The organism is Deltaproteobacteria bacterium, from assembly GCA_035063765.1.
Taxonomy (GTDB): Bacteria; Myxococcota_A; UBA9160; order UBA9160; family PR03; genus CAADGG01.
This window is the reverse complement of sequence record JAPSFT010000014.1, coordinates 19499-39990: the sequence shown is the minus strand read 5'-3', so window position 1 is coordinate 39990 and position 20492 is coordinate 19499. Positions and strand designations below refer to the sequence as shown.

The window sequence follows — 20492 nt, the reverse complement described above, 5'->3', positions numbered from 1 at the left end:
CCGACGAGAGGGGTCCCGGCTAGGATGCGCTGCCCATGAAGCGCCTTTCGGGCGTCACGACCCTGCTGGCCATCTTCGCGCTCGCCCTCCTCGCCCGCTCGTTCGGCAGCGCGATCGCCTTCTGCGACGACGGCGGCGTGGTCTTCACCGGCGGTGACCCGTGGTATCTCCTGCGCCGTCACTCTTCAGCTTCGCCCACTTCCCGGACTACCTGCGCTTCGACCCCAGCCTCGCCAACCCGCACGGCGCGCCCGTACCGTGGCCGCCGCTCTGGGATCTCGCGCTCGCCGCTGCCGGTCACCTGGCCGGGGGAACGCATCGGCGCTTCGAGCTCGCGGCCGCCTGGCTGCCGGTCCTCACCGGTGCGGCCGCCGTGTTTCCGGTCCACGCCCTTGGCCGCCGCTCCGGGTGCCCTACCCGACCGGGGGGAGGGCTCCGTGCGCGCGGTGGGCCACCATCGTGTCCACCTCGGCGACCGCACCGTCGAGGTCGACGTGAGCAACGCGCAGGTGCGATCGGGTGCGCACGTGCCTGTGGACTCCGGTGAGGAGGCGAGATGACCGGCCGGCGATCGCAGAGCCAAGGTGGAACGGACGCGTGCGGCGCGACCCGGCCGCGCCGGCCGCTCGCCCTGTGCTCGATCTCCGCCCTCGACCGCCCGCTCGCGGCGGCTGCCTCGCTCGCCGCCGCACAGGGCCTCGACGGCCTCGAGATCACGGCGCGGCCGCCGCACCTCGATGCCTCGGCTCCGGACGCGGTGATCCGCGAGGCCGGGCGGGCGGTACGCGAAGCCGGCGTAGCCGTGACGGCCTACGGCTCGTATCTCGGCCAAGGCGCGGGTCCCCGGAACCCGGGTGCGGGCGCTCCTCCCGTTCGCGGTGTCGCGGCGGCCGTCCGCGAGGCGCGGATCGCCGCGCTGCTCGGCGCGCCGCTCCTGCGGGTCTGGGCCGATTGCATCGCGAGTGCGCCGGACGCCGGCTTCGCCGAGGTGGTCGCGACGCTGCGCGCGGCCTGCGACGCCGCGGCCGACGCCGGCGTGACGGTCGTCGTCGAGCGCCACGTCGGCTCCTTTGCCGACACGCCCGAGCGCATCGACGCGCTCCTCGAGGCCGTGGCGCGGCCCAACCTCGCGCTCAACTACCAGGTGCTCGACGGGCTGCCGCAGCGCCTTGCCGCACAGCAGCCCGAGGACGCGCGTCGCCTGGTGGCGCGCGCCCGCTACTTCCACCTCAAGAACACGCGGCCCGCCGCGGACGGCGCCGGCCCGATGCCGCCGGGCGGCTCGCTCGCGAGCGGAGTCCTCGACTACCGCGCGATCCTGGCCGCCGCCTTCGCCGCCGGCTATGCAGGCCCGCTCACCATCGAGTTCCTGTCCTTCGAGCCGAGACCCGTCGAGGACAAGCTGGCGGAGGACGTGGCGTGGCTGCGCGGCGTGCTGGCGGAGCTGGGCGCGGGAGGCGGGTGACGTGAGCCCGGAGCGCTTTCCGCGGATCGCCTCGCTGCGCGAGCCCGCTGCGCTGCGCGCGCGGCTCGCCGCGCTCGGCCTCGAGCTGCCCTGCGACGACGCGCTCGAGACGGGCCCCGCCTCCCCGCTCGGGCGCGCGCTCGCGCTCGGGAGCGGCCTGGTGGCAGCGAACCGCTTCGTCGTGCAGCCGATGGAGGGCTGGGACGGCACCCGCGAGGGCCTGCCGACGCCGCTCACCGAGCGCCGCTGGCGACGCTTCGGTGCGTCGGGGGCCGGCTGGATCTGGGGCGGCGAGGCGGTGGCGGTACAGCCCGAGGGGCGCGCGAACCCGCACCAGCTCGTGCTCGACGAGCGCACGGTGCCGGCGGTTGCCGGCCTGCGCCAGGCGCTCCTCGACGAGGCGCGCCGCGCCGGCCACCCCGAGCCCGTGATCGGGCTCCAGCTCACCCACAGCGGGCGCTGGTCGGTGCCGGAGCCGGGCGCTCGCCGCCCGCGCGTGGCCCAGCGCCACGAGCTCCTCGACCGCCGCTCGGGCGTCACCGACGACGGCGCCGTGCTGCGCGACGACGAGGTCGACGTCCTCGTCACCGCCTTCGCGCGCGCCGCGGCGCGCGCCGCCGAGGCCGGCTTCGCCTTCGTCGACGTGAAGCACTGCCACGGCTACCTGCTCCACGAGTTCCTGGGCGCCCGCGGCCGCGCGGGCCGCTGGGGCGGGACCTCGCTCGAGGCGCGCACGCGCCTCGCCCACGCGCTCGTCGCGGCGGTGCGCGCGGCGGCGCCGGGCCTGCGCATCGGCGTGCGGCTCTCGGTCTTCGACCTGCTCCCGCACCGGACCGGCCCGGGCGGTCGCGGCGAGCCCGAGCCCTGCGCACGTCCCTACGCGCTCGGCTTCGGGCTCGATGCCGAGCATCCCGAGCGCATCGACCTCGCCGAGCCGATCGCCTTCGTGCGCGCACTGCGCGAGGCCGGCGTGGACTGGATCAACGTGACCGCGGCGAGCCCCTACTACGCACCGCACGCGCAGCGCCCGGCGCTGTTCCCGCCCTCGGACGGCTATCCGCCGCCCGAGGATCCGCTGGCCGGTGTCGCGCGCCTGCTCGGCGCTGCCCGCGACCTCAAGCATGCCGTCCCGGAGGCCGTGATCGTGTCGTCGGGCTGGAGCTACCTCCAGGAGTGGATCCCCCACGTGGCGCAGGCCTGCCTGCGCGCCGGCTGGTTCGACGCGGTGGGCCTCGGCCGCATGGTGCTCTCGTACCCGGAGCTGCCGGCCGACGCGCTGGCCGGGCGGCCCCTCGTGCGCGGCCGCCTGTGCCGCACCTTCAGCGACTGCACGACGGCGCCGCGAAACGGGCTCGTGTCGGGCTGCTACCCGCTCGACGGGTTCTACCGGACGCGGCCCGAGCGCGCCGCGCTCGAGCGGGCGAAGCGAGGAGCGGCGGGATGATCGGGACGGGGCCGGGTGCGGGGCTCGCCGCGGCCTGGGCGCGACTGCGGCCGGGACGGAGCGTCCACGGGATCGCGGCGGCGCTCCTGCCCTACACGCCGGGCGGTACGATCGATCTCGCCGCCTTCGAGCGGCACGTCGCGCGCACGCGTGCGGCGGGTCTCGACGTCGCCGTGAACATGGACACCGGCTTCGGTGACCTGCTCGCGCCCGCCGAACGCGAGCGCGTGCTCGACGCCACGCGCCGCGCGCTCGGCCCGGGCCCGGGCTTCTACGCGGGGGCCTTCGCGCTCGGCGCCGCGGACCCGCTGCCCGCCTATCGCGCGGCCGTGGCGGCGATCGAGCGCCGCGGCGGCACCGCCGTGATCGTGCAGTGCCCGGCGATGCACGCCATGGACGCCGCGGCCCGGGCGGCGCTCTACGCCGCGGTGGCCGGCGCCAGCGAGCGCGGCGCGCTCGCCTTCGAGCTCTCCCCCCGCTTCGCCGCACACGGCGAGATCTGGGACGACGAGACCTTCGCGCGCCTGCTCGACGTGCCGGGGCTGCTCGGCGCGAAGCACTCGTCGCTCGACCGCGCGACCGAGCTGCGCCGGCTGGCCGCTCGCGACCGTGCGCGGCCCGGCTTCCGGGTCTACACCGGCAACGACCTCGCGATCGACATGGTCGCCTACGGCAGCGACTACCTGCTCGGCCTCGCCACCTTCGCACCGGAGGCCTTCGCCGCCCGCGACCGCGCGCTCGCGGCCGGCGACGCCGCCTTCCTCGCGCTCGACGACGCGCTCCAGCACCTCGGCAACGTGGGCTTCCGCGCGCCGGTGCCCGCCTACAAGCACGCGGCTGCGCTCTACCTCCAGCTCACCGGCGGCCTCGCCAGCGACGCGATCCACCCGCAGGCACCGCGCCGCCCCGAAGCCGACCGGGAGCTGCTGGCCGACTGCGCGCGCCGGATCGAGGCGGTGCTGCCGCGCTGACCCGGATCAGCCGCCCGGGAGGGCCGCCTTGATCTTGTTCAGCGTGTCGATGTGGCCCTGGAGCTCGTTCACGTTCTCCTGGAGGCCGGTGATGGTCGTGCCGAGCTGCGCGGCGGTGCCGAGCGCTCCGCCCTGCCCCGCGGCCTGCTCCATCGCCTTCTTGCCGAGCTCGCCCACCTGCGCCTCGGCCGCCGGCTGCGCCAGCGTGCCGAGCAGGTAGCCGGCCCCGAACACGGTCACCAGGGCTCCGATCCGGATCGCACGTCGCATTCGCTCTCCTTCGCGTGGCCGCGCGCCCGGCGCGGCTGACACCAGGAATAGCCGGCGCCGGGGATCCGGCCAGCCTAGAATCCCGCCCGGGAGCGCACGATGGGCATCGAGCAGACCGTGAACGAGCGCCTCGCGCAGGCGATGAAGGCGCGTGACACCGCGCGCGTGGCGGCCCTTCGCGGGATCCGCGCGGCCTTCCTGAACGAGATGAAGAAGGACAACGCGAAGACCCTGAGCGACGAGGTGAGCGTCGAGGTGCTGCGCCGGCTCGCCAAGCAGCGGCGCGAGAGCATCGAGGCCTTCGAGGCCGCCGGACGGCCCGAGCGCGCCGCCCTGGAGGGCGCAGAGCTCGCCGTGATCGAGGAGTACCTGCCGCGGCTCGCCGACGAGGCTGCCACCCGCGCCTGGGTACGCGAGGCGATCGCCGCCACCGCGGCCGGCGCGCCGGGCGACCTCGGCAAGGTGATGGGGGCCCTGATGAAGGCGCACAGGGGCGAGGTCGACGGCCAGCTCGCGCGCCGGCTCGCGCAGGAGCTGCTCGCGGGCTGAGCCGCTCGCGAGAGCCTCGGGGTGCACCGGGCTCCGCCAGCGCCTCGCGGGGAGCGGGGCTACAGGCTGCGCAGGATCGCCTCGGCGCTGGAAACCTCGAGCTTGCCCCCCACGTCGACGGCGAGGCTCCGGACCACGCCGTCGTCCACCACCATCGCGAAGCGCTGCGAGCGCGTGCCCATCCCGAAGCGGCTCGCGTCGAGCTCGAGGCCGAGCGCGCGCGTCCACTCGCCGTTGCCGTCGGCGGCCATCACCACCTCGCTGCCGACCTGCTGGTCGCGGCCCCAGGCGCCCATCACGAAGGCGTCGTTCACGGCGAGGCACACGATCGCGTCGATGCCCTTGGCGCGGATCGCGGCGGCGTGCTGGACGAAGCCCGGCAGGTGCTTCGCCGAGCAGGTGGGCGTGAAGGCGCCCGGTACGGCGAACAGCACCACCTTCCGGCCGGCGAAGAGCTGGTCGGTCGTCATCCCCTCGATGCCGCCGGCCCCGGCCACCTGGAGCGTCCCGCCCGGGAGCTTCTCGCCCACCTGGATCGCCATCGTCTCCTCCTCCGCCCGGCAGCTCACGCCGGATCCGGCAGCGTAGCCGACGCGTCCCACACCGCCCCCTCGCGCAGCGCGACCGGCCAGGGCTCGAGCTGGTCGCCCTGGCAGGGTCCGGCGAGGCACACCCCGTCCTCGATGCGGAAGACCGCCCCGTGCGTGGCGCACACGAGATGGCGTCGCTCGCGGTCGAGGAATTCGTCGGGGATCCAGTCGAGGGGCGTGCCGACGTGGGGGCAGACGTTCTCGTACGCCCCGACCCAGCTTCCCTGGCGCACGACGAGGATCGCGACGACGCCGCCCGCCGCGCGCACCGCGAAGCCGCGCGCCTCCCCGTCCGGGATCTCCTCGAGGGCGGCGAGCCGCCCGCCCGGCGCGACGGGCTCCCGGCGCGTCAGGCGAGCGCCCCGTCGGTGGCAGGATCCCCGAGCGCGGGCGCCACCGCGTCGTCTCCGGGCGCCGGGCAATCGCGTCGCGGGTCCATGGCTCGTCCTCCGGATCGGCGCGAGACGCGGGAGGGTAGAGGAGCGGCCGGGGCCCGGCAGCTACCCTACGCCGGATGCAACCCCCCGAGCGCCCGAGCGCGGGCGCCGCGCGCCGAGGGCGCCGGTGACGGCGCCGGACCCGGCGCGCGCGACGCCGGGCATCTGGCAGCTCGCCTGGCCTGCGATCACCGCGAACCTGCTGGCCGCGCTGGTCGGCGTCGTCGACATGAAGATCGTCGGTGCCCTCGGCGCGCCGGCCGTGGCGGCGGTCACGACGGGCAACCGGATCTTCTTCGTCCTCCAGGCGCTCCTGATGGCGGTGACCGCCGGCACCACCGCGCTGGTGGCGCGCGCCTGGGGCGCCGGCGACCGCGCCGAGGCCGAGCGCGTGACGCGGGCCTCGCTGTGGCTGTGCATGGGGATCGCCGTCGCGATGAGCGCCGTGGCGCTCGTGATCCCGCACCGGCTCGCCGGCGTCTTCCGCGTGGACGCCGAGGCGGTGCGGCTCGCGGCGCTCTTCATCCGCTGGCACGCGCCCTTCCAGATCGCGTTCGGGGTGTTCTTCGCGCTCGGCGCCGCGCTGCGCGCGGCCGGCGACACCCGTACGCCGCTCTGGATCGGCGCACTCAGCAACGTGGTGAACGTGGCCCTTGCCTACACCCTCGTGTACGGCAAGCTCGGCCTGCCGGCGCTCGGCGTGGGCGGCGCGGCGCTCGCCGGCGGGATCGCCTTCGCGGTCGGCGCCCTCGCCCTGACCGTGCTGTGGGTACGCGGGCGGCTCCTGCTGCATCGCACCGGCACCGTCGCCGGCTCGTTCGCGGACGGGCGCCTGCGCCGGATCGTCGACATCGGCTACCCGGCCGGGATCGAACAGCTCGTCTGGCAGAGCGGCTTCGTGGCCTTCCTCTGGATCGTGTCGCTCTACGGCACCGGCGCCTACGCGGCCTACGGGATCGGCGTGAGCCTGCTCTCCTTCTCGTTCGTGATCGGCTTCGGCTTCTCGATCGCCGCCTCGACGCTGGTCGGGCAGTCGCTCGGCGCCGGTGACCCGGGTGGCGCCACCCGCTCCGGCTGGCGGGCGATGCGGCTCTCGGTGGCGGCGATGACGGCCTTCGGGCTCGCCATCGTGCTGGCAGCCCGGCCGCTCGCACGGCTCATGATCGACGACGAGGGCGTGGTGGAGCTCACCGTGACCTTCATCTACGTGCTCGGCTCGGTGCAGCCGCTGATGGCGGTCGAGGCGGCGCTCGGCGGGGCGCTGCGTGGCGCCGGCGACACGCGCTTCCCGCTCTTCGCGGTGTTCGCGGGCCTGATCGGCGCGCGCGTGCCGCTGGCCGCCCTGTTCGCCTGGCGGGGGCTCCCCGTCGAGTGGATCTACGCGGCGCTGATCGCCGACTACGTCCTGAAGGTGGCGCTGCTCACCGGCCGCTTCCGCTCCGGGCGCTGGCAGCGCGTCCTCGCGAGCCCGCCGGCCCGCGCCGGGACCCGCTTCGAGTCGGCCTGAGGAGTCACGCGCCCGGGGTGGGCCGCGGGCGCGGCGCCGCAGCCGGACCCGTGCTCGAAGCGGGCTCGAGCCACCGCGCCAGGGCCAGCAGCGCGAGACAGGCGACCACGTACACCGAGAGCCCGAGCAGCGAGTGCGTGGGCTCGGCCGTCATCGCAGCGGTCCCGAACGCCTCGCTGCCGAGCACGGTGGCGACCACGCGCAACAGGTTGGCGCCCATCGCGATCGGCACCACGAGCGCGACCAGGGCGGTCCTGCGCCCGGCCGGGAGCGGAGCGAGCCACGCGATCAGGACGGCGATCGGCATCAGCGTGACCAGCGAGGTGAGGCCGCTGCACGCCTCGGCGACGAAGAGCGATTCGCCGTTCGGGAGCTGGATCACGCTGCCCTCGCGCAGGACGGCGACGCCGGCGCCGCGCAGCACCTCGACCGAACCGGCGGTGACGAACTCGAGCAGCGGGACGACCGCCGCCGCGACCCACGGCAGCGGCAGCGGCACCAGGAAGAGCAGGTAGCCGAGCGGGAAGGCGAGGCGTCGCAGCCAGGCGGGGCCGCGCAGGTACCACACGGCGCCCGTGACCGCCGCGCACAGCGCGAGCCCCTGTGCAGTCACCGAGCCGGCGGCGATCCCGAACCCGTAGAGCAGCAGCGCACCCACCAGGACCAGGGCCCCGCGGCCGTCGCTGCGTGCGGCCGGCCCGCGCCGGGCCCGCTGGCGCGCCGCCAGCAGGGAGACGACCGGCACCAGGAAGCCGTGCGACTGGTACTCGGCCGCCGACCACGCGCCGGCCAGCGCGGCGAGCCCCGGGGCGAACACCACGAGCAGCGCGAGCGCGAAGCCGATCTCGCGGCGCGTCACCCCGGCGCTCCGACCGGCGCGGTGCAGGCGCCGTCCGGGCGCAGCACGGCGCCGGCGAGCACGCGCCCGCGCCGCACCGCGAAGCGCCCCTCGACGGCGCCGACGAGTGCCGCGGCGCCCTCCCCGGCGCCCGCGAGCGCAATCGCTCGGAAGCGGCCTGCGGCGGGCTCGAGCCGGATCTCGACGGCCCGCAGCCCGAGCGGGGTCCGCAGGAGCGGGTGGACGCACTTGTACACCGCCTCCTTGGCGCAGAAGAGCAGCTTCGCGCTGCGGCCCGCCTCGAGGTCGGACGCCCGGGCGAGCCGTTGCGCCTCCGGCTCGCTCCACACCCGCCGGCGCACGGCCGCAGCGAGCGGCTCGCCGGACTCGACGTCGACGCCGAGCCCGCGCACCGGGCCGCGCCGCGCCACCGCCACCACGCACAGGCCCGCGCCGTGCGAGATCGAGCCGACCACACCCTCCGGCCAGCCCGGCGCCCGGTGGGCATCGACCATCAGGAGCGGTTCCCCCGCCCCGAGCTCGGCCAGCAGCCGCCGCGCACACTGCCGGCCCGCCGCGAACTCGCGCCGGCGCGCCGGCGCGAAACGCGCCGCCAGAGCGGCTTCCTCGGGCAGCAGCGCGCCGGGATCCGCCGCTGCGATCGCGAGCGAGCCGGTGAGCACCTCGGGGTCGAAGAGATCCCCGATCCAGGGATCGCGCTCCCGCCCGACGGCCTCCGCCCGCGCGGCGTCTGCGAGGTCGCGCGAGGCGTGATCGGCTCGGACGATCTGCACGGCGCCCGATTCTAGCCCGGGAGCCCCCACCCGAGCCGCCTGCACGAGCCGGCGCCGGCGCCGCTCGTTGCAGGGCTCCGGCCGGGCTGGCATTCTCCGCCCGGGTTGACTCGCCGATCGGCCCGCGGGTCGCCCCGTCCCTTCCCTCTCTCCAGGAGCGCTCCCCCCATGGCTTCCGAAGCGGCTGCCCGGCCCCTGCCGGTCGTCGATTTCCTGAAGATCCCCGACGCCGGCGAGCCGTACCTCGAAGGCACCCGGTGCAAGGCGTGCGGCTCGGTGTACCTCGGCGAGCGCAGCGCCTGCTCGAAGTGCGGTGCCGTCGGCCAGCTCGAACCGAAGCGGCTCGCGAACGAGGGGGAGCTCTACGTCTACAGCATCGTCCACCGCTCGTTCCCCGGCGTGCAGGTTCCCTACGTCTCCGCGGTCGTCGACCTGAAGGGCGGCGGCACCGTGAAGGGCAACCTGATCGGCATCGACCCGAGCCCCGAGAAGATCAAGATGGGCATGCCGGTGCGCGTGGTGTTCCAGGACGCGCTCGGCCGCAAGGACCGGGACGGCAACTCGTATCTTTCCTACTTCTTCGAACCGGCCTGAAGCGCCGCAAGGTCCCGGCTCGGCGGGGCCGCGCAGCGAGCCGCAGGCGAGCGAAGTCCAACCGACAGGAGACCTCCGATGAGCGACGCCTACGTCGTCGGGATCGACATGCTGAAGTTCCAGAAGGCCGGCACCGCAAAGAGCGTGCAGGATCTCGGCGGACGCGTCGCGCTGCTCGCGCTGCAGGACGCGGGGCTCACGATCCAGCAGATGGAGGCCCTCTACTGCGGAAACCTCTACCAGGCGGGCGCCATGGTGGGGCAGCGGATCCTCCAGGAGATCGGCCAGACCGGCATCCCGGTCGTGAACGTGGCGAACGCCTGCGCCACCGGCGCCACCGCGTTCCGCGAGGCCTGGATGGCGATCCAGGCCGGCGCCTACGACCTCGTGCTGGCGGTCGGCGTCGAGCAGATGAGCGCGGGCCTGCTGGGCGGCGGCGGCGGCGCGAAGGGGATTCCCAAGGAGGGCCTGCTCGGCTCGGCGACGATGCCAGCCGTCTTCGCCGAGGCCGGCCAGGAGCACGCCCGCAAGTACGGCACCACCTTCGAGCAGTTCGCCAAGGTGTCGGTCAAGAACCACCACCACTCGACGCTGAACCCGAAGGCGATGTACCAGATCGAGACGCCGCTCGAGACGGTGATGAACGCCGAGATGATCGCCTATCCCAACACCAAGCTGATGTGCTCGGTGAACGTGGACGGCGCCGCGGCAGCGGTGCTCGCCTCGGAGAAGAAGGCGAAGGAGCTCGGGCTCATGAAGCGCGCCGTGCGCATCAAGGCCTCGGTGATGACCAGCGACCCCTGGCAGGAGCGCGACCTGGTCATGCCCGACGTCAACACCTGCACGCGCAACGCGGCGAAGAAGGCCTACGAGATGGCCGGGATCGGGCCCGAGGACCTGAGCCTCGTCGAGCTGCACGACTGCTTCGCCACCGCGGAGATCCTGCACTACGAGAACCTGCTCCTGTGCGGCGAAGGCGAGGCCGGCCGGATGATCGACACCGGCGCCGTCGCCCTCGGCGGCAAGATCCCCGTCAACGTGTCGGGAGGCCTCCTCTCGAAGGGCCACCCGCTCGGCGCCACGGGCATCGCCAACATCTACGAGGTGTCGACCCACCTGCGCGGCGAGGCCGACAAGCGCCAGGTGCCGAATGCCCGCTTCGGCCTGACCCACGTGATCGGGCTCGGCAGCGCCTGCGGCATCCACGTGCTCGAGAAGGTGGCGTAGCCGCCGGGAGCCGGGGGCGAGGCGAAGCCGGGCGAGGGCGATCTCGGGACACCAGCACGCGGGGAACCGGCTCCGATCGGACGTCCATGCGCATCGGCGTGATGAGCGACACGCACAACCACCTGCCCAACGTCGCCCGCATCGTCGAGCTGCTGAACGCCGCCGGCGTCGAGCGGGTGGTCCACACCGGCGACATCACGCAGGCCGCGACCCTCGAGGTGCTCGCGCGGCTCGAAGCGCCTCTGTGCGGCGTGTTCGGCAACAACGACCGGGGCGAGCAGGCGGCGCTCGAGAGCGCCGCCGGGCGGCTCGGGATGCGGCTCGGCGAGCCGCCGCTGGAGCTCTCGTGGGCGGGCAGGCGGATCGTGGTCGTCCACGACCCACGGGGGATCACCCTGGGGCGGGACGGGCACCAGGTGCTCCTCCACGGTCATACCCACCGCCACCACCTCGAGCGCGGGCCCGGCCGGCTCGTCTTCAACCCGGGCGAGTGCGCGGGCCACCTGCCCGGGCACAACGCCGTGGGAGTCGTCGACCTGGGCTCGCTCGAGACGGAGCTGCTCCACTTCTAGCGGCGCTACCCGCGGGGGGCAGGAACGTGTCAAGTCGCAGTCCCGTCCGGGCGATGATGCCGGGAAACCACCCCGGCGTCGCGACGCCGGAGGGCGTGGCGATGCAGAGGAAGGGGCATGGCCGTCGACAAGGATTTCCTGCGGCGGCTGTCGCTCTTCCGCGACCTCACCGACGACGATCTCTCGGCGCTCTCCCAGCGCCTCGCCGAGCGTCGCTTCCGCCGCGGACAGGTCGTGTTCGCGGAAGACGAGACGGGCCAGGCGATGTACGTCGTCCGCGACGGCCTGGTGAAGGCGTCGCGCTGGCTCCCGAGCGGGCGCGAGGTGATCCTCGCCCTGCACCCCGCCGGCGACTACTTCGGCGAGATGGGCCTGATCGACGGCCGCACCGAGCCGGCGACGATCACCGCGGTCGATGCATCGGTCGTCCTGACCCTCGATCGTCCGGGCTTCCTGGATCTGCTGCGCCGACACTCCTTTGCGCTGGCCCTGCTGCGCGAGCTGTGCACGCGCTGCCGCGCGAGCTGGAAGCAGGTGGAGGCGCTCACCTACCACACGGCCGACGCACGCGTACGCGTGGCCCTCCGCCAGCTCTGCGACCGCGAGGGCACCCGGACCCCCGACGGGACGCGCATCGAGTTCGCGCTCACCCACCGGGACCTCGCCAGCATCGCCGGGGTTTCGCGCGAGACGGTGACGCGCGTCCTCGGGCAGCTCGTCCAGGCCGATCTCGTGAAGACGGTCGACCGCCGGCTCGTGGTCCGGGATCCGGAGGCGCTGACCGAGGACGAGGGCCTCGAGTAGCGCCCCGCTCCAGCTCCGGCCGGCCGTCCGCTCCGGGGTGGCGAGCGCTCCGGCCGCCTGCGGCGCGGGCGGGTTCAACCCGGCATCCTCTGTGACCGATCCACGGCTGGCGGCTACCTACGGGGGGTTGGCCGCCACGGACTCCGGCCGCCAAGAGGACCAGGTTGACCGCTCCGAGCGACGCAGTCCCGCCGGGGGAGTCGACCGCCGCTGCTCCGGCAACCGGCCGGAGCCTGCGCCAGCGCGTCCTCGCCGCGTCGGTGTGGACCGTCGGGGGACAGATCGCCGACAGGGTCCTCCATCTCGGCTCGAACCTCGTCCTGACCCGCCTGCTCTTCCCCGAGGCCTTCGGCGTGATGGCCATGGTGAATGCCGTGGTGCAGGGCCTTGGGCTGATCTCGGACGTCGGGATCGGGCCCAGCATCATCCGCGACAAGCGTGGCCTCGAGCCCGGCTTCCTGAACACGGCCTGGACGATCCAGGTGGTGCGGGGCTTCGCCTTGTGGGCGATCGCCGCCCTGCTCGCCTGGCCGCTCTCGCGCCAGTTCGGCGAGCCCTCGCTGGCCGCCCTGATCCCGGCCGCCGCGGTGAACGCCGCGATCGCCGGCTTCAACGCGGTCAACATGCACACCTGGCGCCGCCGGCTCGAGCTCTGGCGCGTAACGACGATCGAGCTGGCCGCGAGCGTCGTCTCGGTGATCGCCACCATCGCGCTGGCGCTCGCCTGGCGCAGCGTCTGGGCACTCGCGCTCGGCAGCATCGCCGGAGCCCTCGTGAAGCTCGTCTGGAGCCACGCCTGGTCCCACCACGCGCACCGCCTGCACTGGGACCCCGATGTCGCCCGCTCGATGTACCGGTTCGGGCGCTGGATCTTCCTCAGCACCTTCTTCACCTGGCTCACGAACCAGGGCGACCGGCTCCTGATGGGCAACCTCCTCTCGCTCGCCGATCTCGGCCAGTACGCGATCGCCACGCTCATGCTGAAGTCGCTCGTGCAGGCGATCACGATGCTCGCGAACCGCGTGCTGTTCCCGATGTACTCGGAGATCGGACAGGAGACGACGCCGCAGCTCGAGCGCTACGTGACCCGCATCCGCACGATGGTGACCTTCGGGGTGCTCCCACCGCTGTGGCTCCTCGCCGTCGCAGGCGACCAGGTGGTCGCCGTGCTCTACGACGCCCGCTACCAGGATGCGGGCTGGATGCTCCAGATCCTCGCGGCCGGCTCGATCTTCCGGTTCCTGAGCTGGATCGGCCCCCTGAACCTCGCCCGCGGCGAGTCCTTCATCGGCCTCCTGGCGACCGGGCCCCACGGCGCCGCGCTGCTCGCGGGAATCTGGATCGGCCACGCCGTGGCCGGCACCTTCGGCACCGTGGTCGGGATCGGCGCCTCCTACTTCGTGTACTACCCGGTCCAGGTCTGGCTCTCCCGGCGCTACGGTGTGTGGAGCGCCGCGCAGGACCTGCTCGCGATCGGCCTCTCCACCCTCGCGGTGCTCGGTGGGCTTGCGCTGCGGGGAAGCTTCGGATGAACCGGATCGCAAGGGATCCGATCCGGGCCGGCTCGCCGGCCCGCGGCGGCGCACCCTGCGCGCGGCCCACCTAGGATCGCCCCATGGCCGAGCTCTTCGGAGTCGCACGCACCCAGGAGCTCACGCCCCCGGACGCCCAGGGCTTCGAGAGGATGGCGCAGAGGCTCCACGCCTTCCGTCGAGGAGGGCTGCGAACCGGACAACTGCCCTGGTGCCGCGTCGGCATCCTCTCCCAGCACGCGGGAGACCGGACCGCCTTCGCCGAAGATCCGCGGTGTCCCCTTCGGCACGCCTGGATCGGCGCGAGCGCACGCGAGGCGTCCGAAGGGTCGTTCGCATCGCACGATGCGTTCCAGGCCTTGGATCCGCCGACGGCCGGCTGCCTGCTCGACGGGCAGGAGCGGTCGGTCCAGCTCGTCTCCGATCGCTTCGGACATCATCCCGTGTACTACGCCCTCAGCCGCGGGCTCCTCGTCTTCTCGACGAAGCTCGCACCGATCCTCTCCTCCGGACTCCTGGAGTGGTCCCTCTGCCCCGAAGCGGTCCTCGACTTCTTCAGCTTCGAACACGTGACCGGGGACCGGACGTTCGCGCGGGAGGTCCGCCTGCTCGCGCCCGCATCCGTTCTCCGCTTCGAGCGCGGGGAGGGGACCGTCCGCTCCTACCTGGGCGATCCGGCTCCGGCGCCCGTCGAGACCCGAAGCGCAAGGGACGTCGCGCGGATCCTGGCGGAGGAGCTGACGGCCTCCGTGACCGAATGCTCCCAGGGCGCATCGAGCATCGCCCTACCCCTCTCGGGAGGACTCGACTCCCGCGCGATCCTCGGCGCAGCCGTTCGCACCACCAGGCCCGTTCGCACCTACACCTTCGGTCCACCCGACTGCGCGGACGTCGTGATCGCACGAGAGCTGAGTCGCAGGGCTTCGCTGCCTCACGTCCACCGGACGATCGATGGCCGCTATCTCCTGGAATCCCTCGACCACGGGGTCTACGTCTCCGGTGGAATGATGAGCTGCGTGCACTATCACATCCTCCGCCTGGCACGAGACCTCGCCGCGGACGGAGGTGTCGTCCTCGACGGCCTCGGAGGGGATGCCCTCACGGGCGGACACCTCGAATGGCGCATGCTCCTGGCTCGAGATCCTCGAGCAGCCGTCCGGGCGACCCATCGCATGCGCGCCACGGCTTGCGCAGCGCGTGCGGATCTCGAGGCCCTCCTCGATCCGGTCTTCCTCGAGCAGGCCTCCGCCTACGACCCGGTCCAGGCGATTCGAGCCCACTTCGAGCCTCGCGGCCCGGGCCGTCCCTGGGAAGGCGCGCACCGATTCGACCTGCTGGAGCGGCAGCGCCGCTTCATCCAGATGGGCGCGCACCTGCTCCGGCCGTTCGCGGACGTCCGGGCCCCCTTCTACGGGCGGGGGGTCTGGAGCCTTCTCCGCACTCTTCCTGCCCGGTACCTGGCAGAGCAGCGCGTCTACCTGCGAATGCATCGCGAGCACTTCCCGGCGCTCGCGGCCGTGCCCGACGCGAGGCGCGGCCTCCCGCTCTCGCGCTCTGCTCCGTCCCGATTCGCGAAGCGGGCGCTCGACTTCGCGCGGCGGCGCGTCCCCCTGCTCCCGCCCGGAACCCCGTGGGACGGCGCAAGCCAGCCTACCTCGTATCGCCAGTGGTGGAGGAACGAGCTTCGCGACCTGCTTCACGACACGCTCCTCTCGAGCAGGCCGCGCTACGAGGCCGTGATCCGCAGGGACACCGTCGCGGATCTGGTGCGAGCCCACGATGCCGGAGGCGCTGATCACACCGCGGTGCTCGGCTGCCTCGTCACCTTCGAGACGTTCCTGCGCTCGGTCGAGCAGGCCTCCGCTTCCGTTCCGCTCCCCGGGACGGCTCGAGAAGCCCGCTGACGCCGAGCCCTCCCACCGAGGGGATGGCGCTCGCAGCCCGGCGCGCCTGGCTCAGGATCCCGCAGGAAGGAGTACCGGCGCCGGCGGTGGCCCCGGCGGCGTTGCCCCGATGAACTCGAAGGCGCCCACGTCCGCCCTCACCGTACCGTCTCCGTTCCCATCCTGCGGGCGGCGGTTCCCTGCGAAGTCCAGCAGGTTCGATCCCGTATTCGCCGCGGCGTCGACCGCAGGGCCGCCGGCGGCCAGCCGGAAGTCCTGGGCGCTCGCCGGGCTGGATACGGCGAAGGGATTCGCCGTCAGGTCCAGGTTGTCCCCTGCCGTGGTGCTGCCGCTGTTGTTGGCGAGGACCTGGCGCGGAGAGGCCGACGGCGCATAGAGGAGATTGTTCCTGACGATCGAGCCCGACGCCTCCGCGTCGATCCCGACGCAGGTCGTCCGGCCGCCCGCACCGCTCCGGTAGCACGTGTTGTTGAGGAACCGGTTGCCCGCCGGGATGGGCTCGATCCCACGGCGCCCGAGCTGCATGCCGGTGGCGCCGCCACTCTGGCCCGACAGGTTGAAGATGTTGTTCCTCACCGACACCGACGCTGCCCATACCTGGATGCCTACGCCCACCGCCGGGATCGAGCGGAACTCGTTCCGCTCCACGATCACGTTGCGGACCCGCTCATCGCTCGCGCTGTTCTGGGGGCCGATGGCCATCAGCCAGGGCCCCGCGTTCCTGCCGTCGATCACGTTGTCCGACACGACGGTGTACTCGCCGTAACGGGCATCGGTCACCCCGCGCTCGTTCCACTTGCCGGCATGGAGCTTCAACACGTGCTGGTCGGATCCGGAACCTTGCAGGTAGCAATGCTGCAGGACGGAGTGGGCGGCATAGGGAAGCCGGATGTTGTGCGAACCGGACTTCTCGGTGATTCGCATCCCCATGATCGCCATGCGCTCACCGCCAAGATACGCCCCGTGTCCGCCCGTGATGCGGTCGAAGTTCCCATCGACCAGGAAGATCCCGTTGTGGTTGTTCCGGTGGCCGTAGTAATCCAGACCGTTGTTCGAGATGGAGACGCCCCGGTAGAACCCGGTGACGTCGACGCGCAGGAAGAGCAGATTGCGGTTCTCTCCGTCACGACCCTCGTCCCAGAACGCATTCTCGTTCACGAGGCTTCCGTGATCGACGGCGAGATCCATGAGCCGCCAGTCCCACGCAGTGGCGAAGACCAGCACGGTCGTACCGACTGCGATCCGCGGCTTCGCGCCCGATCCGAAGGCCCCGATGATCCCGGGGCCCGGGTTCTTGAGCGTCGCTCCCCCTCCCGTCGACCAGACGTCTCCCCGGCGCAACAGGATCCGCCGGCCCGCCGTCGCCGCGGCGGCCACCGCGCTCCAGCTCGAGTTCGTCTGCTGCTGGGCGCCCGCCGGACAGCCGGTGAAGCCCCCGCTCGCCGTCGCCCGGAAGCAGATCGTCCGGTCCCCCGCGAACACCGCGTTCGGGTCCTGCACCTGGATCGTCACCTGCGACCGGCTGCAGCGCGAGGCGTCACAGACGTCCAGGCTGACGGTGTAGGTCCCCGGCTGCTCGAATACGTGGGCCGCGATCGGCCCGAGGGCCGCATCCTTGCTCTTGCCGGATACCGACCACGTCCCGGAGCTCGGATCCCCGAAGCTCCATTGGTAGACGAGATCGTGGAAGGGGCTCGACCCGGTGGCGCTATAGGTCGTGCCCGTTGCGTCGAAGAGGACGGCCAGCGGAGCGACACCGCTGGTCCGGCTGGGCGCGATGGCGACGCCGATGGTCTGGGCACCGGCACCACCGGCCACTGCCACCGCAAGGACGAGGCCTAGAGCTGTCTTCCTGAGCGCGTCCATGACGAGTCCCTCCCACTCCATCGATCGGGGCCGGGGATGCGCCCGATCCCCCGAAGATGCGCAATGGGAGTATCGGCCTTCCCGCGCTGCCCTCGGTGACGAGGCTCACACCCTTCTTGTCCGTCCAGATGCAGCAGGTTGCCCTTTGGCTGCGCCTCCGCTTCACAAACGCGAGGGGTCTCGCACGAGAGCGCCATGGCCGCAGCAAGGGCAGGAGGGGCAGCGGTGTTTCGGAGATGATAGGCAGATGTTATGACAACATGCTGACCGGCAACCGGCATCTGCGGAGGGGTGACGTCGCGCCGGGCGCGAACCTGGCGTGCGTGAACCGACCGGGCCCGACGGTTCGGGTGGAGACCGGCGAACGGGCCGATGCTTTCCCAGTGACGGGCAGTCTGGTGCGGCCAGTGCTGCGAACGGGGTCTCGAGCTGGAATGACCAAGCCTCCCACGCCCGAATGCCCCGTCTTCCTCGTCGGCGCCGAGCGCTCGGGAACGACGGTGCTCCGACTGATGCTGGACTCGCATCCCGAGCTGGCCTGGGTGAACGAGTTCGAGTACGCCGTCGACGGCATGGACGGGGCGGATTGGCCTGCGGCAGCAGACTACGTCCGCTCCCTCGAGACGCACCGGATCTTCCGGGCTGCCCGCTACGAGATCGACCCGACCCTCGCCTACCCCGACCTGGTCCGGAGCTTCCTCGAGCAGCGAAGGGCACGCGCCGGCAAGGCCTTCGTGGGAGCGACCGTGCACCGGCATCTCGACCGGCTCCTGCGGATCTGGCCCGATGCGCGCTTCCTCCATCTGGCCCGCGATCCCCGGGACGTCGCCCGGTCGTGCATCGGAATGGGGTGGGCGGGCAACGTCTGGACGGGTGTCGAGCGGTGGGTCGAGGCCGAGACGCTCTGGGCTCGCCTGTCCGTGCTCCTCGAGAAGGATCGCTTTCTCGAGCTTCGCTACGAGAAGCTGATCGTCCGCCCCGAGGAGGAGCTCGGCAGGATCTGCGACTTCCTGGGCTTGCGCTGGTCGGCGGAAATGCTCGAGTACGGTGCGCGCAGCAGCTACGAGCGGCCCGATCCGACGCTGGTCGAGCAATGGCGCAGGACCCTGAGTACGCGCGAGATCCAGCTCGTCGAGGCGCGCACCGGGGAGCTGCTCGAGACAGTGGGTTACACGGGCAGCGGGCTGCCGGCGATCCGCGTCGGCCCCCTGGCGCGCGTGCACCTGCGAGCGCAGGACCGCGTGGCGCGGGCCCGCTTTGCGTGGCGGGTCTTCGGATGGCGGCTCCGGCTCGCCGACATCCTGTCGCGTCGGCTCCGACTGCGAGCCTGGCAACGGAGCGTGGCGCTGCGGAAGAACGAGGTCATCTCGAACCGGATCCGGTAGCTCGGTCGCTCCTGCGAACCCATGTGGTCGCCGGCTCCGGGCCCCGGTCACTTGCGGAAGCGAGCGAGCGTCGAGCGCCACAGGAGTCGCGCAGCGAAGGGCAGATCGGCTACGAGGTAGCGCCGCCACAGGCGTCCGGGCTCCTGCAGCATGCGGTGGAGCCATTCGAGCCCGACGCGCTGCATCCATCGTGGCGCGCGGGGAATGTCGCCGGCGAGAAAGCTCAGGCTGACGCCGACTCCGATCCACCAGACGCCTGGCATCCGCTCGCGAAGGGCGACGATCAGGCGATCCTGCTTCGGCGAGCCCAGTGCCACGTACACGATCCCCGGGGAGCACGCAGCAAGCTGCCGCTCGATCGTCGCGATCTCCTGCGGGGTCGGCGGATCCGTCACCCGAGGACTCGCATGGCCGGCGATGCGAAGCGAAGGAAAATCGGCTCGCAGGCGGCGTGCCGCACCCTCCGCCGCTCCCGGCGCGCCGCCCAGCAGGTAGAGAGAGAGCCCGGCTCCGGCGGCCGCACCGGCCAGGCGATGGACCAGGTCGGATCCGGCGACGCGTTCGGGCAAGGGGCTTCCGGAGATCGCGGCGGACCAGAGCAGGGGAACGCCATCGGCAACCACGACGTCTGCCGCTTCGAGCAGCTCCGGCATCGACGGGTCCGTGACGTAGCGGTGCAGGTAGTCCGTGTTGGCAGTCACGATCCAGCCACCACGCCCGTCGCCCGCGGCGCGGAGCACCAGGGCGATCAACCCCTCCTGGGTGATCTTGGCGAAGCGAAGGCCATCGATCGCGACGTGTTGTAGCGCGGGCTGGACCTCCACGGCTCCTCAGCGTGCTCCGCGTCCGCTCAGGAGGGCGCGCAGCCGGCCCCGCTGCCAGCGGCGCAGCTCGCGACGGAAGTCGGGATCCTCGTAGCGCGGCTCGCGTCGCAGGGCCGCGTGCAGGAACCCTGCGATGATCGCGAGCCCTCCCAGGACGTAGGGCTTCTCGCGCATGCGGAAGATGCCGCTGGCGACGACGTAGGAGAAGGAGGAGCCCATGAACCATTGGCCCCGGCCCCAGCGGAGGCGTCCCCGATACACGCTGCGATCGGACGATCCCATGAGGCGGAGGTGGATGATCCGCAGGTCTGGAGACTCGATGCTCCTCGTCCGGAAGCCGAGCAGGCGGGCCCGGTGGAAGTCGATCCCGTCCCACATGACCTCGCGAACGAAGCCGCCGATCCGCTCGAAGGCATCGCGCCGATACAGCTTGAACTGGCCGGCCACCATCTCGTCGATCATGAACTCCTCGACGAAGCCGCCACCCTCGCGCCGATAGACCTTGCCGCTCGCAGCAGCGAGCTTCGGATCGCGCTCGAACTCCTCCATGAGCAGCGCCAGGTAGCGCGGTCCGAACTCGAGGTCGACGTCCATCTTCGCGACGAAGTCGTAGGGGACGTCGACCGCCTCGAGCCCCGCATAGAAGGCGTCGATCACGCCGCCGCCCACCTTGCGGAAGCCGCGATCGGCGCGGCGGACGACGCGGATCCAGGGGTGCTGCTGCGCCGCTTCGTCCGCGAGGGCGGCGGTCCGGTCCGTCGAGCCGTCGTCGACGATGACCCAGGCGGCGGGCCGGAGCGTCTGGGCCGCCATGCTGGCGATCGTGCTCGGCAGCGTCGCCGCTTCGTCGCGCGCCGGCGAGATCACGGCGATGCGCGGCGTGGGGATCTGCGGCGGGCGTCCCTGCATGGCGGCTGCG

General features: G+C 72.7%; 21 protein-coding genes. 13 read left to right on the top strand and 8 right to left on the bottom strand.

Annotated elements, in window-relative coordinates; all coding sequences use genetic code 11:
- The first annotated feature begins 35 nt into the window (after positions 1 to 35).
- The 4 genes from OZ948_12135 to OZ948_12120 are packed head-to-tail and all read left to right on the top strand — an operon-like array spanning position 36 to position 3880.
- Positions 36 to 560, top strand: a complete 525-nt coding sequence (locus OZ948_12135; protein ID MEB2345481.1) for a hypothetical protein — start codon at positions 36 to 38, stop codon at positions 558 to 560.
- A complete protein-coding gene (locus OZ948_12130) occupies positions 557 to 1465 on the top strand; it encodes a TIM barrel protein (GenBank protein MEB2345480.1) in 909 nt (302 codons plus the stop codon). The genes OZ948_12135 and OZ948_12130 overlap by 4 nt, the downstream gene beginning before the upstream one ends.
- A 1-nt stretch (position 1466) precedes the next feature.
- Entirely contained in the window at positions 1467 to 2909 is a 1443-nt protein-coding gene (locus tag OZ948_12125; protein ID MEB2345479.1) for an NADH:flavin oxidoreductase, read from the top strand.
- Positions 2906 to 3880: a dihydrodipicolinate synthase family protein gene (locus tag OZ948_12120; protein MEB2345478.1), complete on the top strand. Its 975-nt coding sequence runs from the start codon at positions 2906 to 2908 to the stop codon at positions 3878 to 3880. Before OZ948_12125 ends, OZ948_12120 begins: the two co-directional genes overlap by 4 nt.
- A gap of 6 nt (positions 3881 to 3886) precedes the next feature.
- On the opposite strand, the gene OZ948_12115 is transcribed toward OZ948_12120, so the two are convergent.
- Positions 3887 to 4150 (bottom strand): hypothetical protein, encoded by a 264-nt coding sequence (locus OZ948_12115; protein MEB2345477.1) that lies wholly within the window; start codon positions 4148 to 4150, stop codon positions 3887 to 3889.
- A 99-nt stretch (positions 4151 to 4249) separates the two neighbouring features.
- Between OZ948_12115 and OZ948_12110 the strand changes: the two genes are divergently transcribed.
- A complete protein-coding gene (locus OZ948_12110; GenBank protein ID MEB2345476.1) occupies positions 4250 to 4699 on the top strand; it encodes a GatB/YqeY domain-containing protein in 450 nt (149 codons plus the stop codon).
- Positions 4700 to 4758: 59 nt separating this feature from the next.
- On the opposite strand, the gene OZ948_12105 is transcribed toward OZ948_12110, so the two are convergent.
- Positions 4759 to 5241, bottom strand: a complete 483-nt coding sequence (locus OZ948_12105; GenBank protein ID MEB2345475.1) for a peroxiredoxin — start codon at positions 5239 to 5241, stop codon at positions 4759 to 4761.
- Positions 5242 to 5264: 23 nt separating this feature from the next.
- Positions 5265 to 5642 (bottom strand): Rieske 2Fe-2S domain-containing protein, encoded by a 378-nt coding sequence (locus OZ948_12100; protein ID MEB2345474.1) that lies wholly within the window; start codon positions 5640 to 5642, stop codon positions 5265 to 5267.
- Between the two features lie 211 nt (positions 5643 to 5853).
- Between OZ948_12100 and OZ948_12095 the strand changes: the two genes are divergently transcribed.
- The gene (locus tag OZ948_12095; GenBank protein ID MEB2345473.1) at positions 5854 to 7233 is read left to right on the top strand and encodes an MATE family efflux transporter; all 1380 of its coding nucleotides are present in this window, start codon (positions 5854 to 5856) and stop codon (positions 7231 to 7233) included.
- Positions 7234 to 7237: 4 nt separating this feature from the next.
- Here OZ948_12095 and OZ948_12090 read toward each other — a convergent pair whose 3' ends face one another.
- On the bottom strand, positions 7238 to 8092 hold the full coding sequence (locus OZ948_12090; protein ID MEB2345472.1) for an exosortase/archaeosortase family protein: 855 nt from the start codon (positions 8090 to 8092) through the stop codon (positions 7238 to 7240).
- Positions 8089 to 8865, bottom strand: a complete 777-nt coding sequence (locus OZ948_12085) for a 4'-phosphopantetheinyl transferase superfamily protein (protein ID MEB2345471.1) — start codon at positions 8863 to 8865, stop codon at positions 8089 to 8091. Before OZ948_12085 ends, OZ948_12090 begins: the two co-directional genes overlap by 4 nt.
- Before the next feature lie 168 nt (positions 8866 to 9033).
- Here OZ948_12085 and OZ948_12080 point away from each other — a divergent pair, with 168 nt between their 5' ends.
- From OZ948_12080 to OZ948_12055, 6 genes are all read left to right on the top strand, one after another.
- Positions 9034 to 9459, top strand: coding sequence for a Zn-ribbon domain-containing OB-fold protein (locus OZ948_12080; protein MEB2345470.1), 426 nt, complete (start codon positions 9034 to 9036; stop codon positions 9457 to 9459).
- Positions 9460 to 9537: 78 nt separating this feature from the next.
- Positions 9538 to 10686: a beta-ketoacyl synthase N-terminal-like domain-containing protein gene (locus OZ948_12075; GenBank protein ID MEB2345469.1), complete on the top strand. Its 1149-nt coding sequence runs from the start codon at positions 9538 to 9540 to the stop codon at positions 10684 to 10686.
- 86 nt (positions 10687 to 10772) lie between these two features.
- Positions 10773 to 11258 (top strand): YfcE family phosphodiesterase, encoded by a 486-nt coding sequence (locus OZ948_12070; protein MEB2345468.1) that lies wholly within the window; start codon positions 10773 to 10775, stop codon positions 11256 to 11258.
- A 117-nt stretch (positions 11259 to 11375) separates the two neighbouring features.
- Complete coding sequence (locus OZ948_12065) at positions 11376 to 12062, top strand: Crp/Fnr family transcriptional regulator (GenBank protein ID MEB2345467.1); 687 nt, start codon at positions 11376 to 11378, stop codon at positions 12060 to 12062.
- 164 nt (positions 12063 to 12226) lie between these two features.
- Positions 12227 to 13594 (top strand): oligosaccharide flippase family protein, encoded by a 1368-nt coding sequence (locus OZ948_12060; protein ID MEB2345466.1) that lies wholly within the window; start codon positions 12227 to 12229, stop codon positions 13592 to 13594.
- Positions 13595 to 13953: 359 nt separating this feature from the next.
- On the top strand, positions 13954 to 15498 hold the full coding sequence (locus tag OZ948_12055; GenBank protein ID MEB2345465.1) for an asparagine synthase-related protein: 1545 nt from the start codon (positions 13954 to 13956) through the stop codon (positions 15496 to 15498).
- Between the two features lie 51 nt (positions 15499 to 15549).
- On the opposite strand, the gene OZ948_12050 is transcribed toward OZ948_12055, so the two are convergent.
- Positions 15550 to 17364 carry a PKD domain-containing protein gene (locus OZ948_12050; GenBank protein ID MEB2345464.1) on the bottom strand — a complete coding sequence of 605 codons (1815 nt, stop codon included), beginning with the start codon at positions 17362 to 17364 and terminating at the stop codon, positions 15550 to 15552.
- A 434-nt stretch (positions 17365 to 17798) separates the two neighbouring features.
- On the opposite strand from OZ948_12050, the gene OZ948_12045 reads away from it, so the two are divergent.
- Positions 17799 to 18749, top strand: coding sequence for a sulfotransferase (locus tag OZ948_12045; GenBank protein ID MEB2345463.1), 951 nt, complete (start codon positions 17799 to 17801; stop codon positions 18747 to 18749).
- Positions 18750 to 18796: 47 nt separating this feature from the next.
- Here OZ948_12045 and OZ948_12040 read toward each other — a convergent pair whose 3' ends face one another.
- Together OZ948_12040 and OZ948_12035 are read right to left on the bottom strand one after the other, a co-directional pair.
- Positions 18797 to 19573: a WecB/TagA/CpsF family glycosyltransferase gene (locus OZ948_12040; protein MEB2345462.1), complete on the bottom strand. Its 777-nt coding sequence runs from the start codon at positions 19571 to 19573 to the stop codon at positions 18797 to 18799.
- 6 nt (positions 19574 to 19579) lie between these two features.
- The gene (locus OZ948_12035) at positions 19580 to 20482 is read right to left on the bottom strand and encodes a glycosyltransferase family 2 protein (GenBank protein ID MEB2345461.1); all 903 of its coding nucleotides are present in this window, start codon (positions 20480 to 20482) and stop codon (positions 19580 to 19582) included.
- Positions 20483 to 20492 lie beyond the last annotated feature (10 nt).

Excerpts from the sequence above, each read along its gene's own strand:
- OZ948_12130 (MEB2345480.1), top strand. The coding sequence starts at position 557 with ATGACCGGCCGGCGATCGCAGAGCCAAGGTGGAACGGACGCGTGCGGC.
- OZ948_12120 (MEB2345478.1), top strand. The coding sequence starts at position 2,906 with ATGATCGGGACGGGGCCGGGTGCGGGGCTCGCCGCGGCCTGGGCGCGA.
- OZ948_12065 (MEB2345467.1), top strand. The coding sequence starts at position 11,376 with ATGGCCGTCGACAAGGATTTCCTGCGGCGGCTGTCGCTCTTCCGCGAC.
- OZ948_12035 (MEB2345461.1), bottom strand. The coding sequence starts at position 20,482 with ATGCAGGGACGCCCGCCGCAGATCCCCACGCCGCGCATCGCCGTGATC.
- OZ948_12045 (MEB2345463.1), top strand. The coding sequence starts at position 17,799 with ATGACCAAGCCTCCCACGCCCGAATGCCCCGTCTTCCTCGTCGGCGCC.
- OZ948_12080 (MEB2345470.1), top strand. The coding sequence starts at position 9,034 with ATGGCTTCCGAAGCGGCTGCCCGGCCCCTGCCGGTCGTCGATTTCCTG.
- OZ948_12115 (MEB2345477.1), bottom strand. The coding sequence starts at position 4,150 with ATGCGACGTGCGATCCGGATCGGAGCCCTGGTGACCGTGTTCGGGGCC.
- OZ948_12050 (MEB2345464.1), bottom strand. The coding sequence starts at position 17,364 with ATGGACGCGCTCAGGAAGACAGCTCTAGGCCTCGTCCTTGCGGTGGCA.
- OZ948_12070 (MEB2345468.1), top strand. The coding sequence starts at position 10,773 with ATGCGCATCGGCGTGATGAGCGACACGCACAACCACCTGCCCAACGTC.
- OZ948_12075 (MEB2345469.1), top strand. The coding sequence starts at position 9,538 with ATGAGCGACGCCTACGTCGTCGGGATCGACATGCTGAAGTTCCAGAAG.
- OZ948_12105 (MEB2345475.1), bottom strand. The coding sequence starts at position 5,241 with ATGGCGATCCAGGTGGGCGAGAAGCTCCCGGGCGGGACGCTCCAGGTG.
- OZ948_12135 (MEB2345481.1), top strand. The coding sequence starts at position 36 with ATGAAGCGCCTTTCGGGCGTCACGACCCTGCTGGCCATCTTCGCGCTC.
- OZ948_12110 (MEB2345476.1), top strand. The coding sequence starts at position 4,250 with ATGGGCATCGAGCAGACCGTGAACGAGCGCCTCGCGCAGGCGATGAAG.